Origin of the sequence: Candidatus Methanogranum gryphiswaldense (assembly GCA_019262145.1) — an archaeon.
In the GTDB taxonomy this organism is placed as follows: Archaea; Thermoplasmatota; Thermoplasmata; order Methanomassiliicoccales; family Methanomethylophilaceae; genus Methanogranum; species Methanogranum gryphiswaldense.
In genome coordinates, this window is record CP076745.1 from 276,434 (window position 1) to 295,811 (window position 19,378).

The 19,378-nt window shown below is 46.5% G+C and carries 20 protein-coding genes; 9 read left to right on the forward strand and 11 right to left on the reverse strand.

Features of this window, described 5'->3' with window-relative positions; all coding sequences use genetic code 11:
- Positions 1 to 3: 3 nt before the first annotated feature.
- The 6 genes from KRP56_01560 to KRP56_01585 form a co-directional block, all read right to left on the reverse strand.
- Positions 4 to 747 carry an exosome complex exonuclease Rrp41 gene (locus KRP56_01560; GenBank protein UAL07971.1) on the reverse strand — a complete coding sequence of 248 codons (744 nt, stop codon included), beginning with the start codon at positions 745 to 747 and terminating at the stop codon, positions 4 to 6.
- A gap of 2 nt (positions 748 to 749) precedes the next feature.
- Positions 750 to 1,478 carry an exosome complex protein Rrp4 gene (locus KRP56_01565; protein UAL07972.1) on the reverse strand — a complete coding sequence of 243 codons (729 nt, stop codon included), beginning with the start codon at positions 1,476 to 1,478 and terminating at the stop codon, positions 750 to 752.
- 25 nt (positions 1,479 to 1,503) lie between these two features.
- The gene (locus KRP56_01570) at positions 1,504 to 2,199 is read right to left on the reverse strand and encodes a ribosome assembly factor SBDS (GenBank protein UAL07973.1); all 696 of its coding nucleotides are present in this window, start codon (positions 2,197 to 2,199) and stop codon (positions 1,504 to 1,506) included.
- Positions 2,200 to 2,210: 11 nt separating this feature from the next.
- Positions 2,211 to 2,906, reverse strand: coding sequence for an archaeal proteasome endopeptidase complex subunit alpha (psmA, locus tag KRP56_01575; protein UAL08420.1), 696 nt, complete (start codon positions 2,904 to 2,906; stop codon positions 2,211 to 2,213).
- Between the two features lie 94 nt (positions 2,907 to 3,000).
- Positions 3,001 to 3,300 (reverse strand): hypothetical protein, encoded by a 300-nt coding sequence (locus tag KRP56_01580; protein UAL07974.1) that lies wholly within the window; start codon positions 3,298 to 3,300, stop codon positions 3,001 to 3,003.
- The gene (locus tag KRP56_01585; protein UAL07975.1) at positions 3,300 to 3,818 is read right to left on the reverse strand and encodes a hypothetical protein; all 519 of its coding nucleotides are present in this window, start codon (positions 3,816 to 3,818) and stop codon (positions 3,300 to 3,302) included. Before KRP56_01585 ends, KRP56_01580 begins: the two co-directional genes overlap by 1 nt.
- Before the next feature lie 363 nt (positions 3,819 to 4,181).
- Here KRP56_01585 and KRP56_01590 point away from each other — a divergent pair, with 363 nt between their 5' ends.
- Genes KRP56_01590 through KRP56_01605 form a run of 4 tightly spaced genes read left to right on the forward strand, consistent with a single transcriptional unit; the run spans position 4,182 to position 10,389 of the window.
- Entirely contained in the window at positions 4,182 to 7,190 is a 3,009-nt protein-coding gene (locus KRP56_01590) for an FAD-dependent oxidoreductase (GenBank protein UAL08421.1), read from the forward strand.
- A 2-nt stretch (positions 7,191 to 7,192) separates the two neighbouring features.
- Entirely contained in the window at positions 7,193 to 7,612 is a 420-nt protein-coding gene (locus KRP56_01595; protein ID UAL08422.1) for a hydrogenase iron-sulfur subunit, read from the forward strand.
- On the forward strand, positions 7,612 to 8,871 hold the full coding sequence (locus KRP56_01600) for an oxidoreductase (protein ID UAL07976.1): 1,260 nt from the start codon (positions 7,612 to 7,614) through the stop codon (positions 8,869 to 8,871). Before KRP56_01595 ends, KRP56_01600 begins: the two co-directional genes overlap by 1 nt.
- On the forward strand, positions 8,872 to 10,389 hold the full coding sequence (locus tag KRP56_01605) for a Ni/Fe hydrogenase subunit alpha (GenBank protein UAL07977.1): 1,518 nt from the start codon (positions 8,872 to 8,874) through the stop codon (positions 10,387 to 10,389).
- Between the two features lie 51 nt (positions 10,390 to 10,440).
- Here the strand turns inward: KRP56_01605 and KRP56_01610 are convergent, their stop codons facing one another.
- The 5 genes from KRP56_01610 to KRP56_01630 form a co-directional block, all read right to left on the reverse strand.
- Positions 10,441 to 11,226 carry a metallophosphoesterase gene (locus tag KRP56_01610; protein UAL07978.1) on the reverse strand — a complete coding sequence of 262 codons (786 nt, stop codon included), beginning with the start codon at positions 11,224 to 11,226 and terminating at the stop codon, positions 10,441 to 10,443.
- Positions 11,227 to 11,230: 4 nt separating this feature from the next.
- Positions 11,231 to 12,634 (reverse strand): NAD(P)H-hydrate dehydratase, encoded by a 1,404-nt coding sequence (locus KRP56_01615; GenBank protein UAL07979.1) that lies wholly within the window; start codon positions 12,632 to 12,634, stop codon positions 11,231 to 11,233.
- A 12-nt stretch (positions 12,635 to 12,646) separates the two neighbouring features.
- Entirely contained in the window at positions 12,647 to 12,940 is a 294-nt protein-coding gene (locus KRP56_01620) for a signal recognition particle subunit SRP19/SEC65 family protein (protein ID UAL07980.1), read from the reverse strand.
- Between the two features lie 85 nt (positions 12,941 to 13,025).
- Positions 13,026 to 13,409 carry a 30S ribosomal protein S8e gene (locus KRP56_01625; GenBank protein UAL07981.1) on the reverse strand — a complete coding sequence of 128 codons (384 nt, stop codon included), beginning with the start codon at positions 13,407 to 13,409 and terminating at the stop codon, positions 13,026 to 13,028.
- Between the two features lie 54 nt (positions 13,410 to 13,463).
- Positions 13,464 to 14,105: a metallophosphoesterase gene (locus KRP56_01630; GenBank protein ID UAL07982.1), complete on the reverse strand. Its 642-nt coding sequence runs from the start codon at positions 14,103 to 14,105 to the stop codon at positions 13,464 to 13,466.
- Positions 14,106 to 14,498: 393 nt separating this feature from the next.
- On the opposite strand from KRP56_01630, the gene KRP56_01635 reads away from it, so the two are divergent.
- The 5 genes from KRP56_01635 (at position 14,499) to KRP56_01655 (ending at position 19,377) form a co-directional block, all read left to right on the forward strand.
- A complete protein-coding gene (locus KRP56_01635; protein ID UAL07983.1) occupies positions 14,499 to 15,545 on the forward strand; it encodes a hypothetical protein in 1,047 nt (348 codons plus the stop codon).
- Positions 15,526 to 16,650 (forward strand): homocitrate synthase family protein, encoded by a 1,125-nt coding sequence (locus KRP56_01640; protein ID UAL07984.1) that lies wholly within the window; start codon positions 15,526 to 15,528, stop codon positions 16,648 to 16,650. Before KRP56_01635 ends, KRP56_01640 begins: the two co-directional genes overlap by 20 nt.
- Positions 16,651 to 17,859 (forward strand): 3-isopropylmalate dehydratase large subunit, encoded by a 1,209-nt coding sequence (locus tag KRP56_01645; protein ID UAL07985.1) that lies wholly within the window; start codon positions 16,651 to 16,653, stop codon positions 17,857 to 17,859.
- The gene (locus KRP56_01650; protein ID UAL07986.1) at positions 17,856 to 18,326 is read left to right on the forward strand and encodes a 3-isopropylmalate dehydratase; all 471 of its coding nucleotides are present in this window, start codon (positions 17,856 to 17,858) and stop codon (positions 18,324 to 18,326) included. Before KRP56_01645 ends, KRP56_01650 begins: the two co-directional genes overlap by 4 nt.
- 88 nt (positions 18,327 to 18,414) lie before the next feature.
- On the forward strand, positions 18,415 to 19,377 hold the full coding sequence (locus KRP56_01655; GenBank protein ID UAL07987.1) for a hypothetical protein: 963 nt from the start codon (positions 18,415 to 18,417) through the stop codon (positions 19,375 to 19,377).
- Position 19,378 lies beyond the last annotated feature (1 nt).

Genomic DNA, 19,378 nt, shown 5'->3' on the forward strand with positions numbered 1-19,378 from the left:
GGCTCATTCTGATTCCTCCTGTTTGAGTTTGGAATCATAACGTTTTTTGAGTGCCGATTTCTGCTCTTCATAGACTTCGTGGCATGCACCGAAGGCCATATCGATCGCATGGTCGAACTCTTCACGGGTCATGTTCCCGTCCATTTGTAAAAGAACGATATCGTCGGTTGACGGTACTATTGCGAGGGGCACGTCTGCCTGTCCGTAGTTATCCTCTTCCTTGTTCAGGTCAAGTAACACGTGGCCGTCCGCTTTGCCTGCAGCTATTGCGGGGACGATATCTCTCATCGGGATACCTGCATCCGCGAGTGCGACCGACGCAGCGGTCAAACCTGCGCATCTTGTTCCGGCGTTTGCCTGGAGGATCTCAATGTAGACATCAATGGATGCACGTGGGTAAAGTTCGGTCAGAACTACCTTCTCCAACGCTTCTGCGATGATCTTGGAGATCTCAACGGACCTTCTGTCGGGTCCTGGTCTCTTCCTATCGCTTACTGAGAAGGCCTGCATGTTATATTTGCATTGAATGATCGCCTTGGTAGGATCCTGAAGATGTCTGGGATGACATTCCCTGGGACCGTAGACCGCTGCGAGTACCTTGTTCTTTCCAATTTCTAAATATGCAGAACCATCAGCGTTACTGAGGACCCCTGCTTCAATGTGAATGGGCCTGTGTTGTTCGGCGGTCCTGCCGTCGATCCTTATGCCCTTTTCGTCAACTAATACCATATCTGTGTGTCCGCTCATTTTCACTCCTCCTCTTTGTCCGCAAGATCATAATCGTCGTCGTTTGCGGTTTGCGGGAGTTTGCTCTCTATAAAGTCTTTGATTTTGTCTGTGAGGTTGCTAGATTGTGCGTTCTTCTCAATGAGTTTTATTGCATCCACCGCGACCTGCACGTTTTCGTCGTCTCCGTCAACCCAGATCCTTCCATTCTGTCCTACGAATATACGGCAGTCAGATAGGTTCTTGATCATTTGGATCATCGATCCGCTTTTTCCAATGACCCTTGAGACCTTAGAATGAGGGATCTCTACTAGTTGTCCACCCTCGATCTTTCTTAGTCCGGAATCTTTCATCGTCACTTGGATCTTCTTGCTCTCGTCCACTGTAAGGACCTTGAGCATCACAACATCACCGAGTTTAAGATATCTAGATGTGTCTCCGAATTCGACCTTCCAAGGCACTTCGTTAACGTGAAGGGGTGCCGGGTAGGGTGCGTTGATATTGACCAACCAGTTGGATGGTCCAATGTCTTCGATGATTCCTATGACGGTATCGCCTGTTGTAGGCATGTAGCGTCCTCCGAGAGGGATGACGCTCACAGTGTTCTGAAATATGTTCCTGACGCCTAAAACGTTGGCGTATATTTTGCCATCAAGCATGTATGTGTTACTACCTGAGACCATACCGCTATCATCTAGCACATCTCCGGGCACCACTATTTCGCGTGGGGACCTGGTGTTTCTTTTTTCCATTGTATCACTTCTTGTAAATGTTATATCAGCTGATCAGCTTGATCGAGACATTTCCTTTTGTCCTGTTCTTTAGCTTCTCAGTTACTTCGGGTACTATACCGGCGGGCAGTTCCATTATTCCTATCCACGAACCATCCGCCTCCCATTCCTCTCTTTCTACGATGCCATAGTGGATGAGTTCATCATAGCAACGTCCATAGTCTTCGCCTTTGAGTTTGATTGCGACCCTGCTCTTTTCAAATCTAATCGGAAGTATTGGGCGAAGGAGTTTCATTGCCTCTTCGATCTCTTTGTCCAGTGGTTTGAACGGGTCCACATGGAACTTAGCTTCTTCCAGTGCAAGCTCTATTCTCATAGGGGGGTGTGGCAGCTTTGTTTGGGGATTAATAGCATTAGCGGCAATGTAGGTGATGACCTGATGTCTTTTTGCTTCCATCATCTCTTTACGTTGTTCTGCCGTTATCTGTATTTCTCCCTTTTCCATTATCCTCTTCGCGATTGTTGAGATATCCTCCGTGCCGAATACCTCTTTTACCTTGTTCTCTGCCGGGCGAGTACCTTTGCTGGCGTTTTTAAAAACGTCTTCAACGGCCATATATTCTGTTATATCGAACTTCTTTCCAGCTTTTATGAGATCGACCACTTTTGGATCCAAAAGGATCTCAAATGTCTCACCGTGGCTTTCAAGTTTGGCAATTATCGCATCATCGAGGTTGACCATTTAAGTCACCTTCACATCTTGCCAATAACTTTGGAGATCTCTGCTTCGGAGAGTCTTCTGAATTTCTTGTCCTTTTCGACAACACCGATTTCTACAGACTCTGCGGAAGGAGTGTCGTCAATAGCGGCTCCAAGAGCTTTCAAACCGAGTTTAAGAGCTGCTTCGAAAGTCATTTTGTCCTTGAATTCTTTTTCAAGGATGTCCATGACAACTGGGCGTCCAGATCCAATGCATGTTGCTTTGTAGGCGACCAATGCCCCAGAGGGGTCTGTTTCGAAGAGATGGACACCGATATCATCCACACCTGCCATTAGGAGGGACGTTCCAAAGGGACGTGCTCCGCCATACTGTGTGTATTGCTGTTTGTAGTCGCAAACTTTTTTGACAAGCATCTCTACGCCGATGTTCTCGCCGTAGTTAACTTTGTGGATCTGTGCTGCCTTTCTTGCTTCGTCCACCAATACTCTGGCATCGGCAACGAGGCCAGAGGTTGCACAGCCGATGTAGTCATCGACGTCAAAAATTTTCTCTATGGATTCAGGTTCGACGAGTTTACTAGATACTCTTTTGTCAACAACAAGGATGACACCATCTTTGAACTTGAGTCCTATGGTGGTGGTACCTTTTTTGACCGCCTCACGGGCGTATTCGACCTGGAACAATCTTCCGTCAGGGGAGAAAACGGTTATTCCCCTGTCATATGCCATTTGTCCTGGTTGCATGATTAATACTTCCTAATCGAAGTTAGCAATTGCACACCAGTATTTAACGTTATATCGCGCACGTTCCTAGTAGTATTGTTCATCTCTTCTTGGACTTCGTGCGGAGGTCAGGGTAAGCATCCCTCAGGGTTTTAAGGGTACCAGAAGTGGTAATGGATGAACAATCCGAGTCTATACAAGACATTATCTCAATGATGTGGGTCTTTTTCTCAGGAGGGCATCTGATGATAGCCATTCCATGGTCACATTGGATTACATAGGGAGCATCTTCTCCGTCACAAATCCTATTTGCTCTTCGTATCAGAGTATCCTTGTCTAAACACGGTGAGACCTTGAATAGAACATATCTCCGCCTTCCTCTTTTTTCCTTGACGACCATCAGTCTTTCCTCTTTATTGTATGCATTGTGACGCTCTCGTACACGGCTCCGCATTTTTTGCAAACGGGTTTATTCACGTCAACGCGATTACCACAAGAGCAAAGGAATGTATTGTCTTTTCTTGGAAGTACGGCACCGCATTCACATATATTGCCTTTTACGAATCTGCCGCACACTGGACATCTTGTTCTTTCGGGTTCGCGGATCGTCATTTCTTCGAATTTTGCACCACAGTACGGGCATGTGCCTGTTGGTTCTGCGCAGACCCTATGAAAAAGCTTGCCGCATTTGCACACGGCAAGTTCTTCGTTCTCGATTTTTCCATGGCAGATCTCACATCTCTTTTCGTCTTCACCCTCGTCCAAAAAATAAGTAGACTTTCTCGACTTGCCCTTACCGAAGACACCTGCGAGTTTCATTTTGTTAGTTACACGAATCTGGACGTAAAAGACCATGGTTATAACTCCGATTGAAATGATGATTAGACCCAGTGCTAGAACGGGGTTGGTAAGTTCCATATTACTCTAGATAAAGGTTTGGTTTAATAACATTTCTTATGATTCATTTAGACCTTTCTTGGTCAGTTTTTTACTGCATACTAATTTAATTTTCGTATGTAAATCTGATACAAAAAAAATAGTAGAATTACCTTAAATAACAAACCAACCAACATATTATTTTTACAATATCTGGAACATATGAAAAAGCATCAACCAACAAATGATTTTTTAATAAAACTAACTTTCAATAAAATTATGCGAATAAACAGAGTTTATAAATATAAAGCTTGTGTAATAAGGGTTTTAATCGGTTACATGATTCCCACCCACGTTCCAATACCAATTGGATAACACGGAGGCATAGATTTGACAAAATCAGCAATGGTTATCGGTGGAGGGATCGCAGGTATTCAAGCCTCGTTGGATCTTGCAGACAGGAACATACACGTCTATTTGGTGGAGAGACTCCCCACCATTGGAGGAACTATGTGCCGTCTGGACAAGACATTTCCAACGAACGATTGTTCTGCTTGCATCCTATCACCAAAAATGGCGGATTGTATAGGACATCCTAACATCACCACATTGACCTATCACGAGGTCATGAGCGTTAGTGGGGAGGCCGGCAACTTCAAGGTAAAAGTCTTGAAAAAGGCCAGGTACGTCGATCCAAAGTCCTGTACGGCATGCGGCGACTGTACCCAGAAGTGCCCTCAGAAGAACATTCCCGACCAGTTCGAGTACGGGCTTTCCACAAGGAGAGCAATCTACATTCCCCATGCTCAGGCAGTACCTAGGGTTGCAATCATCGACCCAGAACACTGTAAGATGATCAAGGAAGGAAAATGTGGAGTTTGCGCCAAGGTTTGTGGAAAGAAAGCAATCCACTACGATGACAAAGACGAAGTGATCGAGCTTGAGGTCGGTTCCATAATCGCAGCCGCAGGATTCCAGGTATGGGATGCTAGCATTGCGACAGAATACGGCTATGGCAGATTCAAGAATGTGGTCACAGCTCTCGAGTTCGAGAGGATGATGTGCGCATCCGGACCTGACAGAGGACACATAAAGGTCCCCTCAACAGGCGAAGAACCTAAGAAGATCGCATTCATCCAGTGCTGCGGATCCAGGTCCGAAAAGAAAGGATGGAAGAAATACTGTTCATCTGTATGTTGCATGTATGCGACCAAACAGGCAATGATCACCAAGGAACACCTTGATGTTCAGGAAGATATCTATTTTATGGATATCAGATCCTACGGAAAGGAATTCGAAGCGTACATCCACAGAGCAGAGGATGAATACCACATCAATATGCACAGGTCATCCCGTGTAGCTAATGTGGAAGAGGATCTTGAGACCAAAGAGCTTACGATCAACTTCACCGACAAGGAAAACAACGGCATATCTGAAACGTACGATATCGTAGTTCTCTCGATTGGACTTGCACCCCCTGAGGGCGCAGCGAAATTGGCGAGCACCCTTGGAATCTCACTCAATGAGTACGGATTCTGTAAGACAACTGTTTTCCACCCTCTAGAGACGACAAAGAAAGGAATATTCGTAACCGGCGCATTCGCTGCACCAAAGGACATTCCAACATCTGTCGCAGAGGCATCTGGAGCAGCGGGAAAGGCAGGAGCATACATTGTTGATGAGCACTTTATTCCATGTGCACCAAAGGTATACCCAGCAGAGAAGAATGTTGAAGGAAAGGAGCCTCGTATCGGTGTATGGGTATGTCACTGCGGTATCAATATCGGATCTGTGGTAGATGTTCCAAATGTCACCGAATATGCAAAAGGACTTCCTAATGTCGTAATGGCTGAACAGTCCCAATATGCATGTGCGCAGGACTGCCTCGAATCAATATCGAGAGCAATCGTAGAGAAAGACCTTAACAGAGTGGTAGTCGCATCCTGTACACCAAGGACACACGAGCCTTTGTTCAGGGAGGCCTGCCGTAATGGAGGACTTAACAAATATCTCTTCAACATGGCAAATATTCGTGATCAGTGCTCGTGGATCCACATGCATTCTCATGAGGCAGCAACTGCCAAAGCGAAAGACCTTCTCAGGATGGCAATTGCAAAGACAGCATTGCTCGAACCCCTTGTTGGATCTGAGATCCCAGTTACGAATGTCGCTGCCATCATTGGTGGAGGTATCACCGGTATGACTGCAGCCCTCGATATAGCGGCTCAGGGATACCATGTCGAATTGTTCGAGAGGGAGAAGGAGCTCGGAGGATATGCACGCAACATGGTCCATAAGGAAGATGGAATTGCAGTCTCTGATTTCTTGAAGGAAACAATAAACAAAGTGAAGAACTGTCCAAAGATCAATGTCCATACTGGCGTGGTCGTAAAGGACATTCCCGGATTCGTTGGGAACTTTAAGGTTCTGACCGATGATGGAAAGGAATATCCTGTTGGTGGAGTATTATTCGCTACAGGAGCAGCACCTTACAAGCCCACCGAGTACAACTACGGCAAGGACAAGAAGGTCATGACCATCAACGAAGCAGAAAAAGAGCTTGCAGAGGGCAAGTTCTCAGGAAAAGATGTGGCTTTCATCCAGTGTGTTGGATCCAGATCGGATTCTGTAAAATACTGTTCTCGTGTCTGTTGTGCATCCGCACTGCGTGCGGCCATTCAGATGAAAATGAAGAACCCGACCGTCAATGTGACCATCATTCACAAGGACATTAGGACATATGGATTCCGTGAGGAGCTTTACAACAAAGCGTGTCAGCTCGGTGTCAAATTCTTAAGGTACTGTGTAGATGACAAGCTCCCAGAGTATTCGGGTCACGTTGTCAAGGCTCATGATGTGATCTTGGGTCAGGATGTTGAGATCCATGTTGATACACTTGTTCTATCTATCGGTATCACACCTCTCCGTGAGGAGAAGGAGTGTCTTGCGAAGATGGTGAAGGTCCCGATCAGCAAGGACGGATTCTTCTTCGAGGCTCACCAGAAACTAAGGCCTGTAGATTTCGCTACAGAAGGTGTATACGTTGCAGGTGCAGCACACTGGCCTAAATTCATGGATGAATGCATCGCACAGGCATCTGGAGCTGCGGCAAGGATGTTGACCGTAATATCCAAGGATAAGATCATCTCCGACGGTATCATCGCAGTGTCCAACCACGATATCTGTGATGGATGCGGTGTCTGTGAGGGATGTTGCGACTACAATGCAATAACCATCGACATAGACCCTGTTTCCGGAAGGTTGAAGAGTAATGTCAATCCTGGACTTTGCAAAGGCTGCGGATGCTGTGTAGCATCATGTCCTGCCGGTGCAATGGAGCAAAGAGGATTCAGGAGCAAGCAGATTATCGCAGAGATAGATGCACTTCTTGATTTCCCAGTAGGAGGAGAGTGATTATAATGGCAGATTTTGAACCTAGAATAGTAACGTTCTGTTGCAACTGGTGTTCATATGCGGGAGCAGATGGTGCCGGGGTTGGAAGACTTCAGATGCCACCGAACTTCCGTATAATAAGGACAATGTGCAGTGCAAGGGTAGATCCTGAGTTCGTTCTCAGGGCCTTCTCGAAAGGAGCGGACGGCGTGATCATCCTAGGATGTCACCCCGCAGACTGCCACTACATAGGCGGAAACTACAGGGCAAGAAGGAGGATCGCACTCCTGAGGATGGTCCTAGAGCAGTACGGATTCGATTCCAAGAGATTGAGGCTCGAGTGGGTCTCAGCTTCTGAAGGAGAGAAATTCCAGAAGACGATGACTGAATTCATAGACACCATAAAGGCGCTCGGACCTACACCCCTCAAGGAGGTGCAGTGATGTCATTCTTCGACAGATTCAAGAGCAAAGATAAGGAAAAGCATGTCGAGGCTGAGAAGCCCAAGCACGCAGAAACTGACAAGCACAAGGCAAATGAGTGTTGCTGTGGAGCAAAGAAGAACGAGAAGTCTGCAGCACCCGCATGCAAAACAAAGACCGCTGAGTCGGTTGCAGCAAATTACATGCCTGCAGCAGATCTCGGAGAACTCCTTCCAGGAGCACCCCCGAACGGAAAGATCAAGCTAGCGATCTATTGGGCAGCGGCCTGCGGTGGATGCGACGTTTCGATCCTGGATACCAATGAGAGGATCCTTACCATAGGCGATATGGCAGACATAGTGATGTGGCCTGTTGCAGCTGACGGAAAGGAGAAGGATATTGAAGCCATGAAGGACGGTTCCATCACGGTCTCGATAATCTCCGGAGCGATCAGAAACTCTGAGAACGAGCATATGGTCAAACTCCTCAGGAAGAAGTCCTTGATCGTCGTATCTTACGGATCGTGCGCATGTTTCGGCGGATCGCCTGCACTTGCGAACTTGGTTCCCGGTGGAAGCAAAGAGATATTGAACTACGTTTATACGAAGACCCCCAGTACCGCAAACTTCCAGAAGGATTACCATCCGAAAGCGCCTGTCATGCCTCAGACGTCCTACAAGGCACCTGAGGGAGAGCTCACATTGCCAGTCCTGTACGATAGAGTAAGGACTCTCGACCAGACGATCGATGTGGACTACTTTGTTCCGGGATGCCCTCCTATGCAGGAGACTATATCTCAGCTTCTCAAAGCAGTTGTGGACTTCGCGTATCACGGAATCGCTCTACCCCCCAAGGGAACAGAGATCGGTGTAACGAAGAGTTCTCTCTGCGATCAGTGCCCCAGGCACAAGGAGTTCAGAAGGATAACCGTGATCAAAGAACCATACCAGGTCAATGTTGATCCGGATCTTTGTCTTATGGATCAGGGAATTCTTTGCCTCGGACCAGCAACGGTCGGAGGATGCAATGCAAAATGTACACGTGCTGGACAACCTTGCCGTGGATGCTACGGCCCCACAGCAGAGGTTCAGGAGCACGGAGCAAGCGCACTCACAGCAGTCGCTTCGCTGTTCCCCATCCTTGAGGATGACGGAATTATCGGCGAGGACAAGATCATCGACATCATGAGCACCATAAAGGATCCTCTTGGATACTTCTACGCGTTCACGATGGCCAAATCGTTGATCAAGACCGCCGTCAATGAAAAAGGAGGTCAGTAAATGGCCGGACCTATCATTTGGGATGACAAGCATAAAGTAACCACCAACAGGGTCGAGATCGACCCCATCACCCGTCTCGAGGGACATGGAAAGATAGAGATCTTCCTCGACGACAAGGGAGACGTTAAGAACGCATATTGGCAGGTTCCCGAGGTCAGAGGATTCGAGAGATTCTGTATCGGAAGAAGGGTAACAGAGCTTAACCAGATAACGGCTAGGCTTTGTGGTGTCTGCCCCGGCGCACACCACCTTGCTTCCACCAAGGCCATCGACGGATGTTATAATGCCAAGCCTACCGAGGCAGCATTCCACATCAGAGATACGTTCTACCATGCACACTTCGTGCACAGCCACATTGCGCATTTCTACGCATTGGCTGCACCCGATTTCGTGTGCGGACCTGCTGCACCCGCAGCAGAGAGGAACGTTCTCGGCGTAGTTGCACGTGTCGGGCTCGAGCTTGGAGGAGCAGTCCTCAAAGCACGTGCCGAGGCTCAGAAGATCCAGGCGATCATCGGCGGAAAGGCAACACATCCAGTAATGGGTGTTCCTGGCGGAGTATCCAAGGCTATCTCGAAAGAGGAGCAGAAGGAGATCCAGGGATACGCAGATAACCTGGTGGCATTCGGAGAGACCTCTATGAAGGTCCTCGAGGATGTGGTCCTCAAGAACAAGGAATATGTCGACATAATAGCCAACAAGGACCTGTTCTACAATGAGACATACCACATGGGACTTGTGAACAGCAAGAACCAGCTCGAGTTCCATGACGGACTTGTGAGAGTAGTTGACAACGACAGAAAGGAACATGACAAGTATGACCCGAAGAACTACCTCGACCATATCGGAGAGGCAGTCGAACCATGGTCCTATGAGAAGTTCCCCTATTTGAGAAAACCCGGATACAAGGGACTCGTCGACGGAATGGACAGCGGTATGTACCGTGCGTCACCTCTGTCCAGGCTCAATGTGTGCGAGAGTATATCCACACCTAAGGCACAGGCAGAACTCGTAAAGTACAGAGACTTCTTCAAGAGCGTAGGCGTACCAGGATCTGTCCAGTTCACACTGGCCACACACTGGGCAAGAGTCATAGAGCTGTTGTACTCGGCAGAGAAATTGCACGAGGATGCATACAGCGATAAGCTCATTGATGCTAACATCAAGCAGTACGATCTTGTTCCTGGAGGACGCGGTGTAGGTTGTGTAGAGGCTCCCAGAGGAACCCTTACACACGACTACACATGTGATGAAGATGGAATCGTCACCGCTTGTAACCTGGTTGTTGGAACTACCAACAACAATGGCCCCATCAATATGGATGTTGCCAAGGTTGCAAAAGGCCTGATCCACAACTTCGAGGTCTCCCCCGGTCTCCTTAACATGGTCGAGATGGCATTCCGTGCATATGACCCATGCAACTCCTGTGCAACACACAGCTTGCCTGGTCAGATGCCCCTTGAGGCAGTCATCAGATACAATGATGGTGACGTCTTCGAGACACTCAAACAGAACTGAATGCAAAAACGAGGGGTAACCCCCCTCTTATAATTTTTATTTTTCAAAATATTAGTCTGTTTTTGGGCAATTCTTCCATTTTGAAGTATCTTTACCTTTGATCATGAGGTCAGAACGTTTTCCAAGATTGATCCCATCTAAAAGATGAATGCTGGCACTGTCAAGATCAACAATCTCGCTATTAAGTATCGGTCCGAGTAATGGTTCATTGATTATATTTACCGGTGAACCGCCTAGCATGCGATTGAATGCAGGTACAATAATGAATTCCTTAGGAACGTTATCGAATCTATCACTGTGCACATCTTGTTTGAATTTTCCTCTGACCCAGCAAGGTTCAGATGTTTGTTTTCCGACACCGTCTCTGAACATGACCGAGGGGTGAGTATGTCCCATCACAAGTGTATCTGCGGACATGACATCTTTGGATGGCCACGTATGTCCATGAATAAATCCAACGTCCATTATTTTCAGTCCAGATGCAGGTCGGATATTGACACGGCCTGGTAAGAATTCTTCGAGGTTCGTGTCATGGTTACCTCTGACCACATCAATGGAATCAAATTGTTCCAGCAGTCTTTCAAAGAATAATGGTATTTCTTTGTATTCTTGTTTTGTAGAACCGGGAACGGAGTCTTTAATGTCACCAATAATAACGATCCTGGAACATTTGTTATTCGTGGCCTCCATTATACTGTCAAACATATCGTCTGTGCGAGATACGATATGGAATCCTTTCTTTCTGAGATGCGATTCCAAACCAATATGCAAGTCGGTAATGATAAGATACTCATCTGCACGAAGAGCAGGTATACCTGGGACCGGTTGAAGGTCCATACTTTCACCTGAGTTCCTTTGCAAGGACGGTGGGGATTTTTTCAATAATATCTGTGGCGATAAGGCCATAGGATTTTTTCTTGAAAGCACAGTCTCCGGCCCTTCCAGAGATGTATGCACCAAGACAAGCAGCATCAAAGGCTGACATTTTTTTCGCTAAGAGACCTGCTATTATTCCGGCAAGTACATCTCCTGTACCCGCACTGGTCATTCCAGGATTTCCAGTGTTGTTAAATCTTATCTTTTCACCATTCGAGATGATATCGGTGGATCCTTTTAGCAGTACGGTTGTGTTAGTTTCTTTTGCTTTTAGGCACACATATTTTGCAGGATCACTTCCGATGGTTCCGCCAAGTCTAAGGAACTCTCCAGTGTGAGGGGTCAGTACTATGGGGGTTCCATTGCTGTGAAAGTTCTTGCCCAATGCGTTCAATCCGTCAGCGTCTATGACCATGGGGGCCTTACAGGAATTTACGAAATCATTAACAGCTTCTATAGTGAGATCATCCGTGCCTAAGCCTGGACCGATAAGTACTGCATCGCAGGATTCACTGAGTTCCAGTAATTTTTTTACATGTCCTGGTGCCAGTATGTTACCTTTGAGTTCAGTTAAGATGAGAACGGGAGAGAATGAAGCTATTGTAGGATAACTGCAAGAAGGTGTTGCGACCTTTACTATGTCTGTACCAACGCGCATTGCCGCCATTGCCGCCATTGCCGGTGCACCAAAATAAGGACCACCGCCTATCACGAGCAAGGTTCCACCGCATCCTTTATGACTGTCTTTGGCAGGTATAGGATATCTGAGCATATCTCCAGGACCGACATTTTTTATTGCTTCTGTGGGAACTCCGATGTCTCTTACGATGATCTCTCCGGAATTTTCGGGCGTCATCCCATCTTTTATGTCATGTAGCGCTAAGGTTAATTTGGGTTTAATTGCATGATCTGTACCAAGTCCAGATGGTACATCTATGGAGATTATGTCTCCTTTGAAACCATTCATGGCATTAACATATGATACGTACGGTTCTTTCAATTCACCTGTAAGTCCGGTGCCCAATGCGCAATCTACAATGACATCATAGTCTTCTAATCTGGCTGAAAAAAAATCCAATTTAGGGCATTTCAATTTGGAATATTGTTCGAACGCTTCTCTGCTGTTTATTATAGAAGTTGGAGAGATTATTAGAATCGTAACGTCAGCATGTGAAAGAATATTGGCCGCGGTGTATCCGTCACCGCCGTTATTTCCTTTTCCGCATGCAAAAGCTATTCTTTTATTCGAATACCTGGTTCTGATAATGTCTGCAATTGCTTGTCCTGCGTGAGTCATCAATGATGCTCTGGTAATTCCCAATGCTTCGGAATTGGCATCCATTACTTTGGAGTCCAATGAAGATATCATAAAATCACAACCTTATTTTTGATTCTTAACCAAGACCTCTCCAATTTTAGGAATGAGCTCTGTCTTAGATAATTTTCCACGTTCTACACGAACACATCCACATTTTGCTGTCCAGTTTGAAGGATATGCTTTATTTTCAAGGACTTTGTATTCCAGATCAAGTATCAATGCCCCTTTGGCAATCAAATCTAGTTGTGGATTTTTTACACAAAGATTCTTTGGAAGTTTTCTTCCTTCGGAGCGGGTACGATCAATATCGAAATATTCCGGCCAAAGTGTGATTGCCGTGTCCTCATCGTATGTCATGATATCGGTGTGGTATGGACGACGTGGTATAAGAATTTGTCAAAAATAATCGTAAGTTCCGGGCCATGAGGCCCGGAATGAAAAATCAGTTCTCGATTAGAATGGCGTTAACTGCACCACACTGTCCAGGCCTGGATGTCACGATTGCATTTCCGAGGTCTGTTGTGATGAGAGCACCCTTGTTGAGGATGTTACGCTGAACGTAGTTAGGGTCGGCAGGATTTCCTTTGACATTGAGTATCTTTGTCTTCTGGACCTTGTTGGTCTTCTTATCAAGGACATTTGCGTATTCTGCAAGGAGCATTCCAACCTTCGAGTTGCCACCCATTCCGCGGTACTGTTTGAGGGACTGTTTTCCCATCTTTGTGTACTGCTTCTCTCTGCTAATCTCGAATTTTCTCTTCCCTCTGCTGGCGACAAGTCTGCCTCCAGTGGGCTTTCTGTTGGACCTTCCCTGGTGTAGTGCCATTTTAATCGAACCCACTAATCATGGTTCTATATTTAAAGATTTCCAGTTTTTTGGTCAATCTAAAGGGCCTATAAGTTTAACGTCTGTCTTGTTTCCAGAGATCGTGATGATTGCACAGTAGCCTTCCTTGGCGGCTCCTGGATTACAGAACAGTGTTCCGTCAATTGTCTGTGCTCCGCGGTCTTCGTGTATATGTCCAGACAGAGCGATCATCGGTTTGAATTCTTCAACGATCTTTCTGATCGCGGGACTTCCCACGCTCATACCGTTTGGAATATGATCATAAATGCCATACGAAGGGGCATGCGTCATTAGGATCATTCCCTTTTTCGATATGGGCTTAAGTGCATTGTAGATATCCTCTTCTTCAAGTTCAAAGGGCGTTCCGAAGATCGTTATATTGGAGCCACCCAAACCTATCAAGTTGTATTCACCGATCTTCGCGCTCTTTCCGTGCATATTGTGAGCTACAGAGGCGATTTTAACAGGAAAATCCAGCGGATCACAATTTCCAGGTATGACATAGATGTCTGAGTGGATCATCTTGAGGATTTCTCTGGCATCTTCGCCAGTTCCCATGTTTGTAACATCTCCAAGGAATAGCGTGAAATCGGGCTGGTTATCAGAAATTACTCTATTGATCCAGTCTATGCATGATTTCTTTTGGTGTAAATCAGTTAGGACGAGGAATTTCATATTTGAGGAGAATGAATTTGCATATATATTGATTAACTTATGATTCGTAAACGCTAGTGTGCTCCCAATTACCAGCCATTTATAAGGGAAGATGAATACAACTCATAAAATATATCCCACGTCATACTTTTTATTGAGAGTATAGTAACAGATTTTTGATTCATAATGACCAGAACAATATATCTTTTGTATAACTCTAAACTTGGGATACTGACTATGAAGGGGCATATGGTACATGGATATGACACGGCACAAATTGGAATCTGTTACAATTAAAAGTGCGAGTATGATGAAAGAAAAATCAAAAGAAGGACGTTTAACGGTAGGTATGGACGTCGTTGTAACGGGAGTCGTTTGACCATGTGGAGATTGCTTGCAGAATGTATCAAATCAATGAGTGACACATCATACACGGTACATGGTTATCCAATAACAGACCTCGCGAAAGAAGCTGGGTCTATAAACGTCATAAATGAGAAGACTGCTTTAGAATATGCACTTGGGGATTCTCTCTCAAAGAAAAGATCTGTAGTAATAGTGAAGAATGTAGGAATGAACGCACTTGCAGATCCGCTAGTGATCGCTTCGACCCAGGGGTTGATCGGAGGAGTAGTGCTCATATCGGGGGATGATACCCAAGCAAAGAGTACTCAGAACCGTCAGGATACAAGATCGTACGCTGAGGTAGCATCGATTCCGCTTATGGAGATCGACACAGAGGATGTGTATCAAAGTCTCGAGAATGCATTCATAGCGTCTGAAAGATATTCACGGGTAGCACTACTGAGAACCACTGACGTCATTATTTACAGTAAACCTAAGAAGCAAAAAGTCCATTCGATGCCGAGAGAACGTCAATACGGAAGTCTTGTCAGTAGGACTTTCACGGCTAAAGGCTGTGCAGATTATGCAGACAGGCTTTTCAAGGGGGAGGGAGAGGTTCCAGAGACGGTAGAAGATATAGGCTACACATTGGGCCTGTGCAAGAACTGTCCGTACAAACCTCTTCTAAAATACATATCGGACGAGGGCATCGAGGTGGTAGTCGACACTGGATGTATATTACTTGCCAGAAGAAAGCCTTACTACATCGGAGTGGCGAATTATGGGTTGGGTTCATCGATCGCTGTGGCCGCAAAATCTACAGGCATAGCGATAATCGGAGATTACGCTTTTCTCCATTCAGGCATAAACTCGTTGATAGATGTTTATGAAAGGGATATTCCATTGATCACCATCATACTTAAAAACAGAAGGTTAGGCATGACGGGAGGCGAGGAATGCATCGATATAACGAAGTACATCCCGTGGGCAGAGCCTAAAAATTTAGGGATCGAAGAAGTTAAGAAGATATTGAAGGGACCTGTGGTCGGTCCAAAAACCATCATAATAGAGACAAAATGTCCAGAAGGTGAGATACATGAAAAAATTAGATATTGAGATCTGTGATGTGACACTTAGAGACGGTGAGCAGACACCTGGAGTTTCATTCACATGTGAGGAAAAGCTTGACATCGCGCGCTGCCTTGATACTATCGGCGTTGAGGTGATAGAAGCAGGTTTTCCGAGCGTAAGCGAAAATGAGATGAAATGTATAAAAAGAATAACAGAGGCCGGATTAGATGCGAGGATATGCTGTCTTTCGAGGGCGGTCAAATCCGATGTCGATGCAGCGATAGCATGCGATGTAGATCTGGTGAGCATATTCTTTGCAACATCCGATCTTCACATAAAGGTCAAGTACAATAAGAGTCGCGAAGCGATGCTGGCACAGGCTCTGGAGATGGTTGACTATGCAATAGATCACGGAGTGCAAGTGAGATTCTCAGCAGAGGATGGTTCCAGGACGGACATCTCATTTCTGAAGGAAATGTTCAAGCAAGGTTACGAGCACGGAGCAATGTATAGCAGTATCGCCGATACGGTAGGGTGCCTGACCCCACTTCAAACAGCAGATATAGTAAGGGACCTGAAAAAGGATCTGAAGAACAAGTTGTGTGTTCATCTTCATAACGACATGGGGTTTGCGACAGCTAATGCATTCACAGCTGCAGAATGCGGGGCGTTCCAACTTCATACAACGGTTAATGGTATCGGGGAAAGGGCAGGTAATGCAAGTCTCGAAGAGCTGCTTGTTGCATTGAGGATGAAAGGCGGTGTAGACAGATACGATCTAACGCATCTTACCAAATTGTCCAAGATGGTTTCCAAGTATTCGGACGTCCCTGTTTCGAAGACAAAAGCAGTTGTCGGTGAAAATGCATTCTCGCACGAGAGCGGAATACATATTGCGGCCTTGATCGTAGACAGTGCCACTTATGAGTATTTCCCCCCTGAGATGGTAGGCGGGGAGCAGAAGTTTGTATTAGGTAAACACACAGGCAGGAAAGGTCTTGAGCACATCGTGAACACTCTGGGATATCAGCTTACGGATGCTCAGATGGAAAAAGTACTCCACGATGTGAAAGAGAGGGGCGAAGATAAATGTGCGATCACACCGAAATTGCTCAGGGAGATTGTAAAGAATGCAAAGGAGACGGTGTAATTGAGCACGCTATCCGAGAGGATCCTGAAAGGAGAAGCAGGCAGTTTCGTCGATGTAATGGTGGACAGAGTAATGGCGCATGACGGTTCCGGAATTCAAGCATTGACAGCATTCCATGAGATGGAGGCGGAGGAAATCGCGTATCCTGAAAAAATATCGATAATCTACGATCATATCATTCCGGCGAACAATTCGATAACGGCAAACCTCCAGGCAGAACTCAGAAAGTTCTCTATAGAGAAAAATCTGAATTTCTACGACATAGGAGAGGGAGTATGCCATCAAGTGATGAGCGAGGGCAGAGTAATGCCCGGTGAGATCGTGGTCGGAGCAGATTCGCATACCTGCACCATGGGTGCATTCGGGGCGTTTGCGACCGGGGTAGGAGCATCAGACATGGCATCCATCTGGATCACAGGTGGTACATGGCTGAAGATACCGGAGACCATCAACATCAAATTGGAAGGAAAATTACCTAAATTTTCAGAACCTAAGGATGTAGCATTGAGATATGTGAGCATGCTTGGAGCGGATGGTGCAACGTATAAGGCCATAGAGTTCACTGGCGATAATAATCTAGGGATGGAAGGAAGACTCACGATCTCGAACATGGCCATCGAGGCCGGCGCCAAAGCAGGTCTTTTCTATGCTGACGATGTGACATGCGGTTATCTAAGAAAATATGGAAAGGATGCAGCCCCTCAAAAAGTGGAGGATTGTGACTACATAAGAGAGGAGACGATAGACCTAGATGATGTGGAGCCAGTCCTTGCAGTACCACATAGGGTCGACACGATAAGACCCGTATCTGATATGGAAGGAACGCATCTTGACCAGGTCTTTGTCGGCACATGTACCAACGGCAGATATGAGGATCTAAAGCGTTTTGCAGACATAGTCAAGGGTAAACGGGTGAAGGTCAGGACCATCGTCGTTCCTGCTTCGAGGACCGTGTTATTGAGGGCAATGGAGACGGGGGTCCTAAGGGATATCGTTGAATCTGGAGCTGTCATAGGTACACCAGGCTGCGGACCGTGTTTGGGTGCGCATCAAGGTGTGCTGGGAGAAGGGGAAGTCGGACTTTCTACAGCCAATAGGAACTTTAAGAATCGCATGGGGGTCGATGCAGAATATTATCTTTCGTCGCCGACCACGGCCGCATTCTCCGCACTCAAAGGAGAGATCGCATCACCCAAGGAGGCACCATGAAAGGAATGGTAGTGAAGGTCGGTGACGATATCGACACTGACCTTATCATAGCCGGAAGGTATCTCAGGACCAAGGACAAATCACTCTGGGCAAAGCATGCGTTCGAGGATCTGGATCCGGATATGTCGTCACGTCTCAATGGTAGTGTCGTCGTCGCAGGAAAGAATTTCGGATGCGGTTCTTCACGTGAGCAGGCGGCAATAGCTCTGAAGGAAGCAGGTGTTGTCGCGGTCGTTGCGACAAGTTTTGCAAGGATTTTTTTCAGAAATGCGATAAACAGAGGCATCCCGTTATTCGAGATCCCGGATCTGATAGAATGCAGTGATGGAGATGAGATGACCGTCTCCCTCGAGGGTTCGTATATCGAGGTAGAAGGCATAAGATACGAGTCTTTGAGACTCTCGGACAGGATGATGGAGATCATAAATTCTGGCGGACTCATCGAGTTGAGGAGAGGAAACAAATGATCTTCTTCGACGGTGCTTTTCCGGGTCGATACATGGAGCGTGTCATCTTCAAGATGATCGAGACCAGGCATGTGTGGAGGAATATAGTATGAAGATAGCGGTCGTCAAAGGGGACGGAGTCGGCGAAGAGGTAATACCGGTAGCGGTGAAGGTGCTCGAGCATTATATCCCGGATGCAGAGTATTTCGAGGTAGAAGTCGGATATAAGAAATGGAAGAGGACCGGAAACGAATGCGATGATGAGGACATAAGAAGACTCAAGGAAGCGGATTCCATCATATTCGGTGCCGTGACGACACCTCCTGACCCGAATTACAAGAGCGTTTTATTAAGGATAAGGCGTGAGTTGGAATTATATGCTAACATAAGACCAGTGTACGGAAACGGTTTCAAGATAACGGTCGTTCGTGAGAATTCGGAGGGATTGTATTCCGGTATAGAGACCATCGGTCCCGAAAGATCCACCACATTAAGGGTTGTGACGAGGGAGGCTAGCGAGCGTATCGCCGTGTGTGCTTGTGAGATACTTCTAAAGGATTTCAAGGGCGGCACTCTTACCATAGGAAACAAGGCGAATGTTCTGAAGTCAGACGTATTGTTCAGAGATACATGCATAGAGGTCGCGGAGAGGATGGGGGTACCATACAGGGCCGCGTATATCGACTCGCTGACATTCGACGCGATATACAATCCTCGTAAATACGACGTGATAGTCACGACGAATTTATTCGGAGATATACTGAGCGATGCGCTCGGGAACCTCGTAGGCGGATTGGGAATGCTTCCGAGTGCTAACATAGGGAAGAAATATTCATTCTTCGAGCCAGTGCATGGCAGCGCACCCGATATCGCAGGGAGAGGGATCGCAAACCCCATCGCAGCGATAAGGAGTGCGGGTATGCTATTGGAGCATGTCGCAGGTATGAACTGCTTAGGGGATATCGAGAAGGCGATATCTGATACGATATCGTCAGGAATATGCACTCCAGATCTTGGTGGGCATGCTAGCACAGAGTTATTTGGGAACGAGATGTTGAATAGACTTGTTTGAG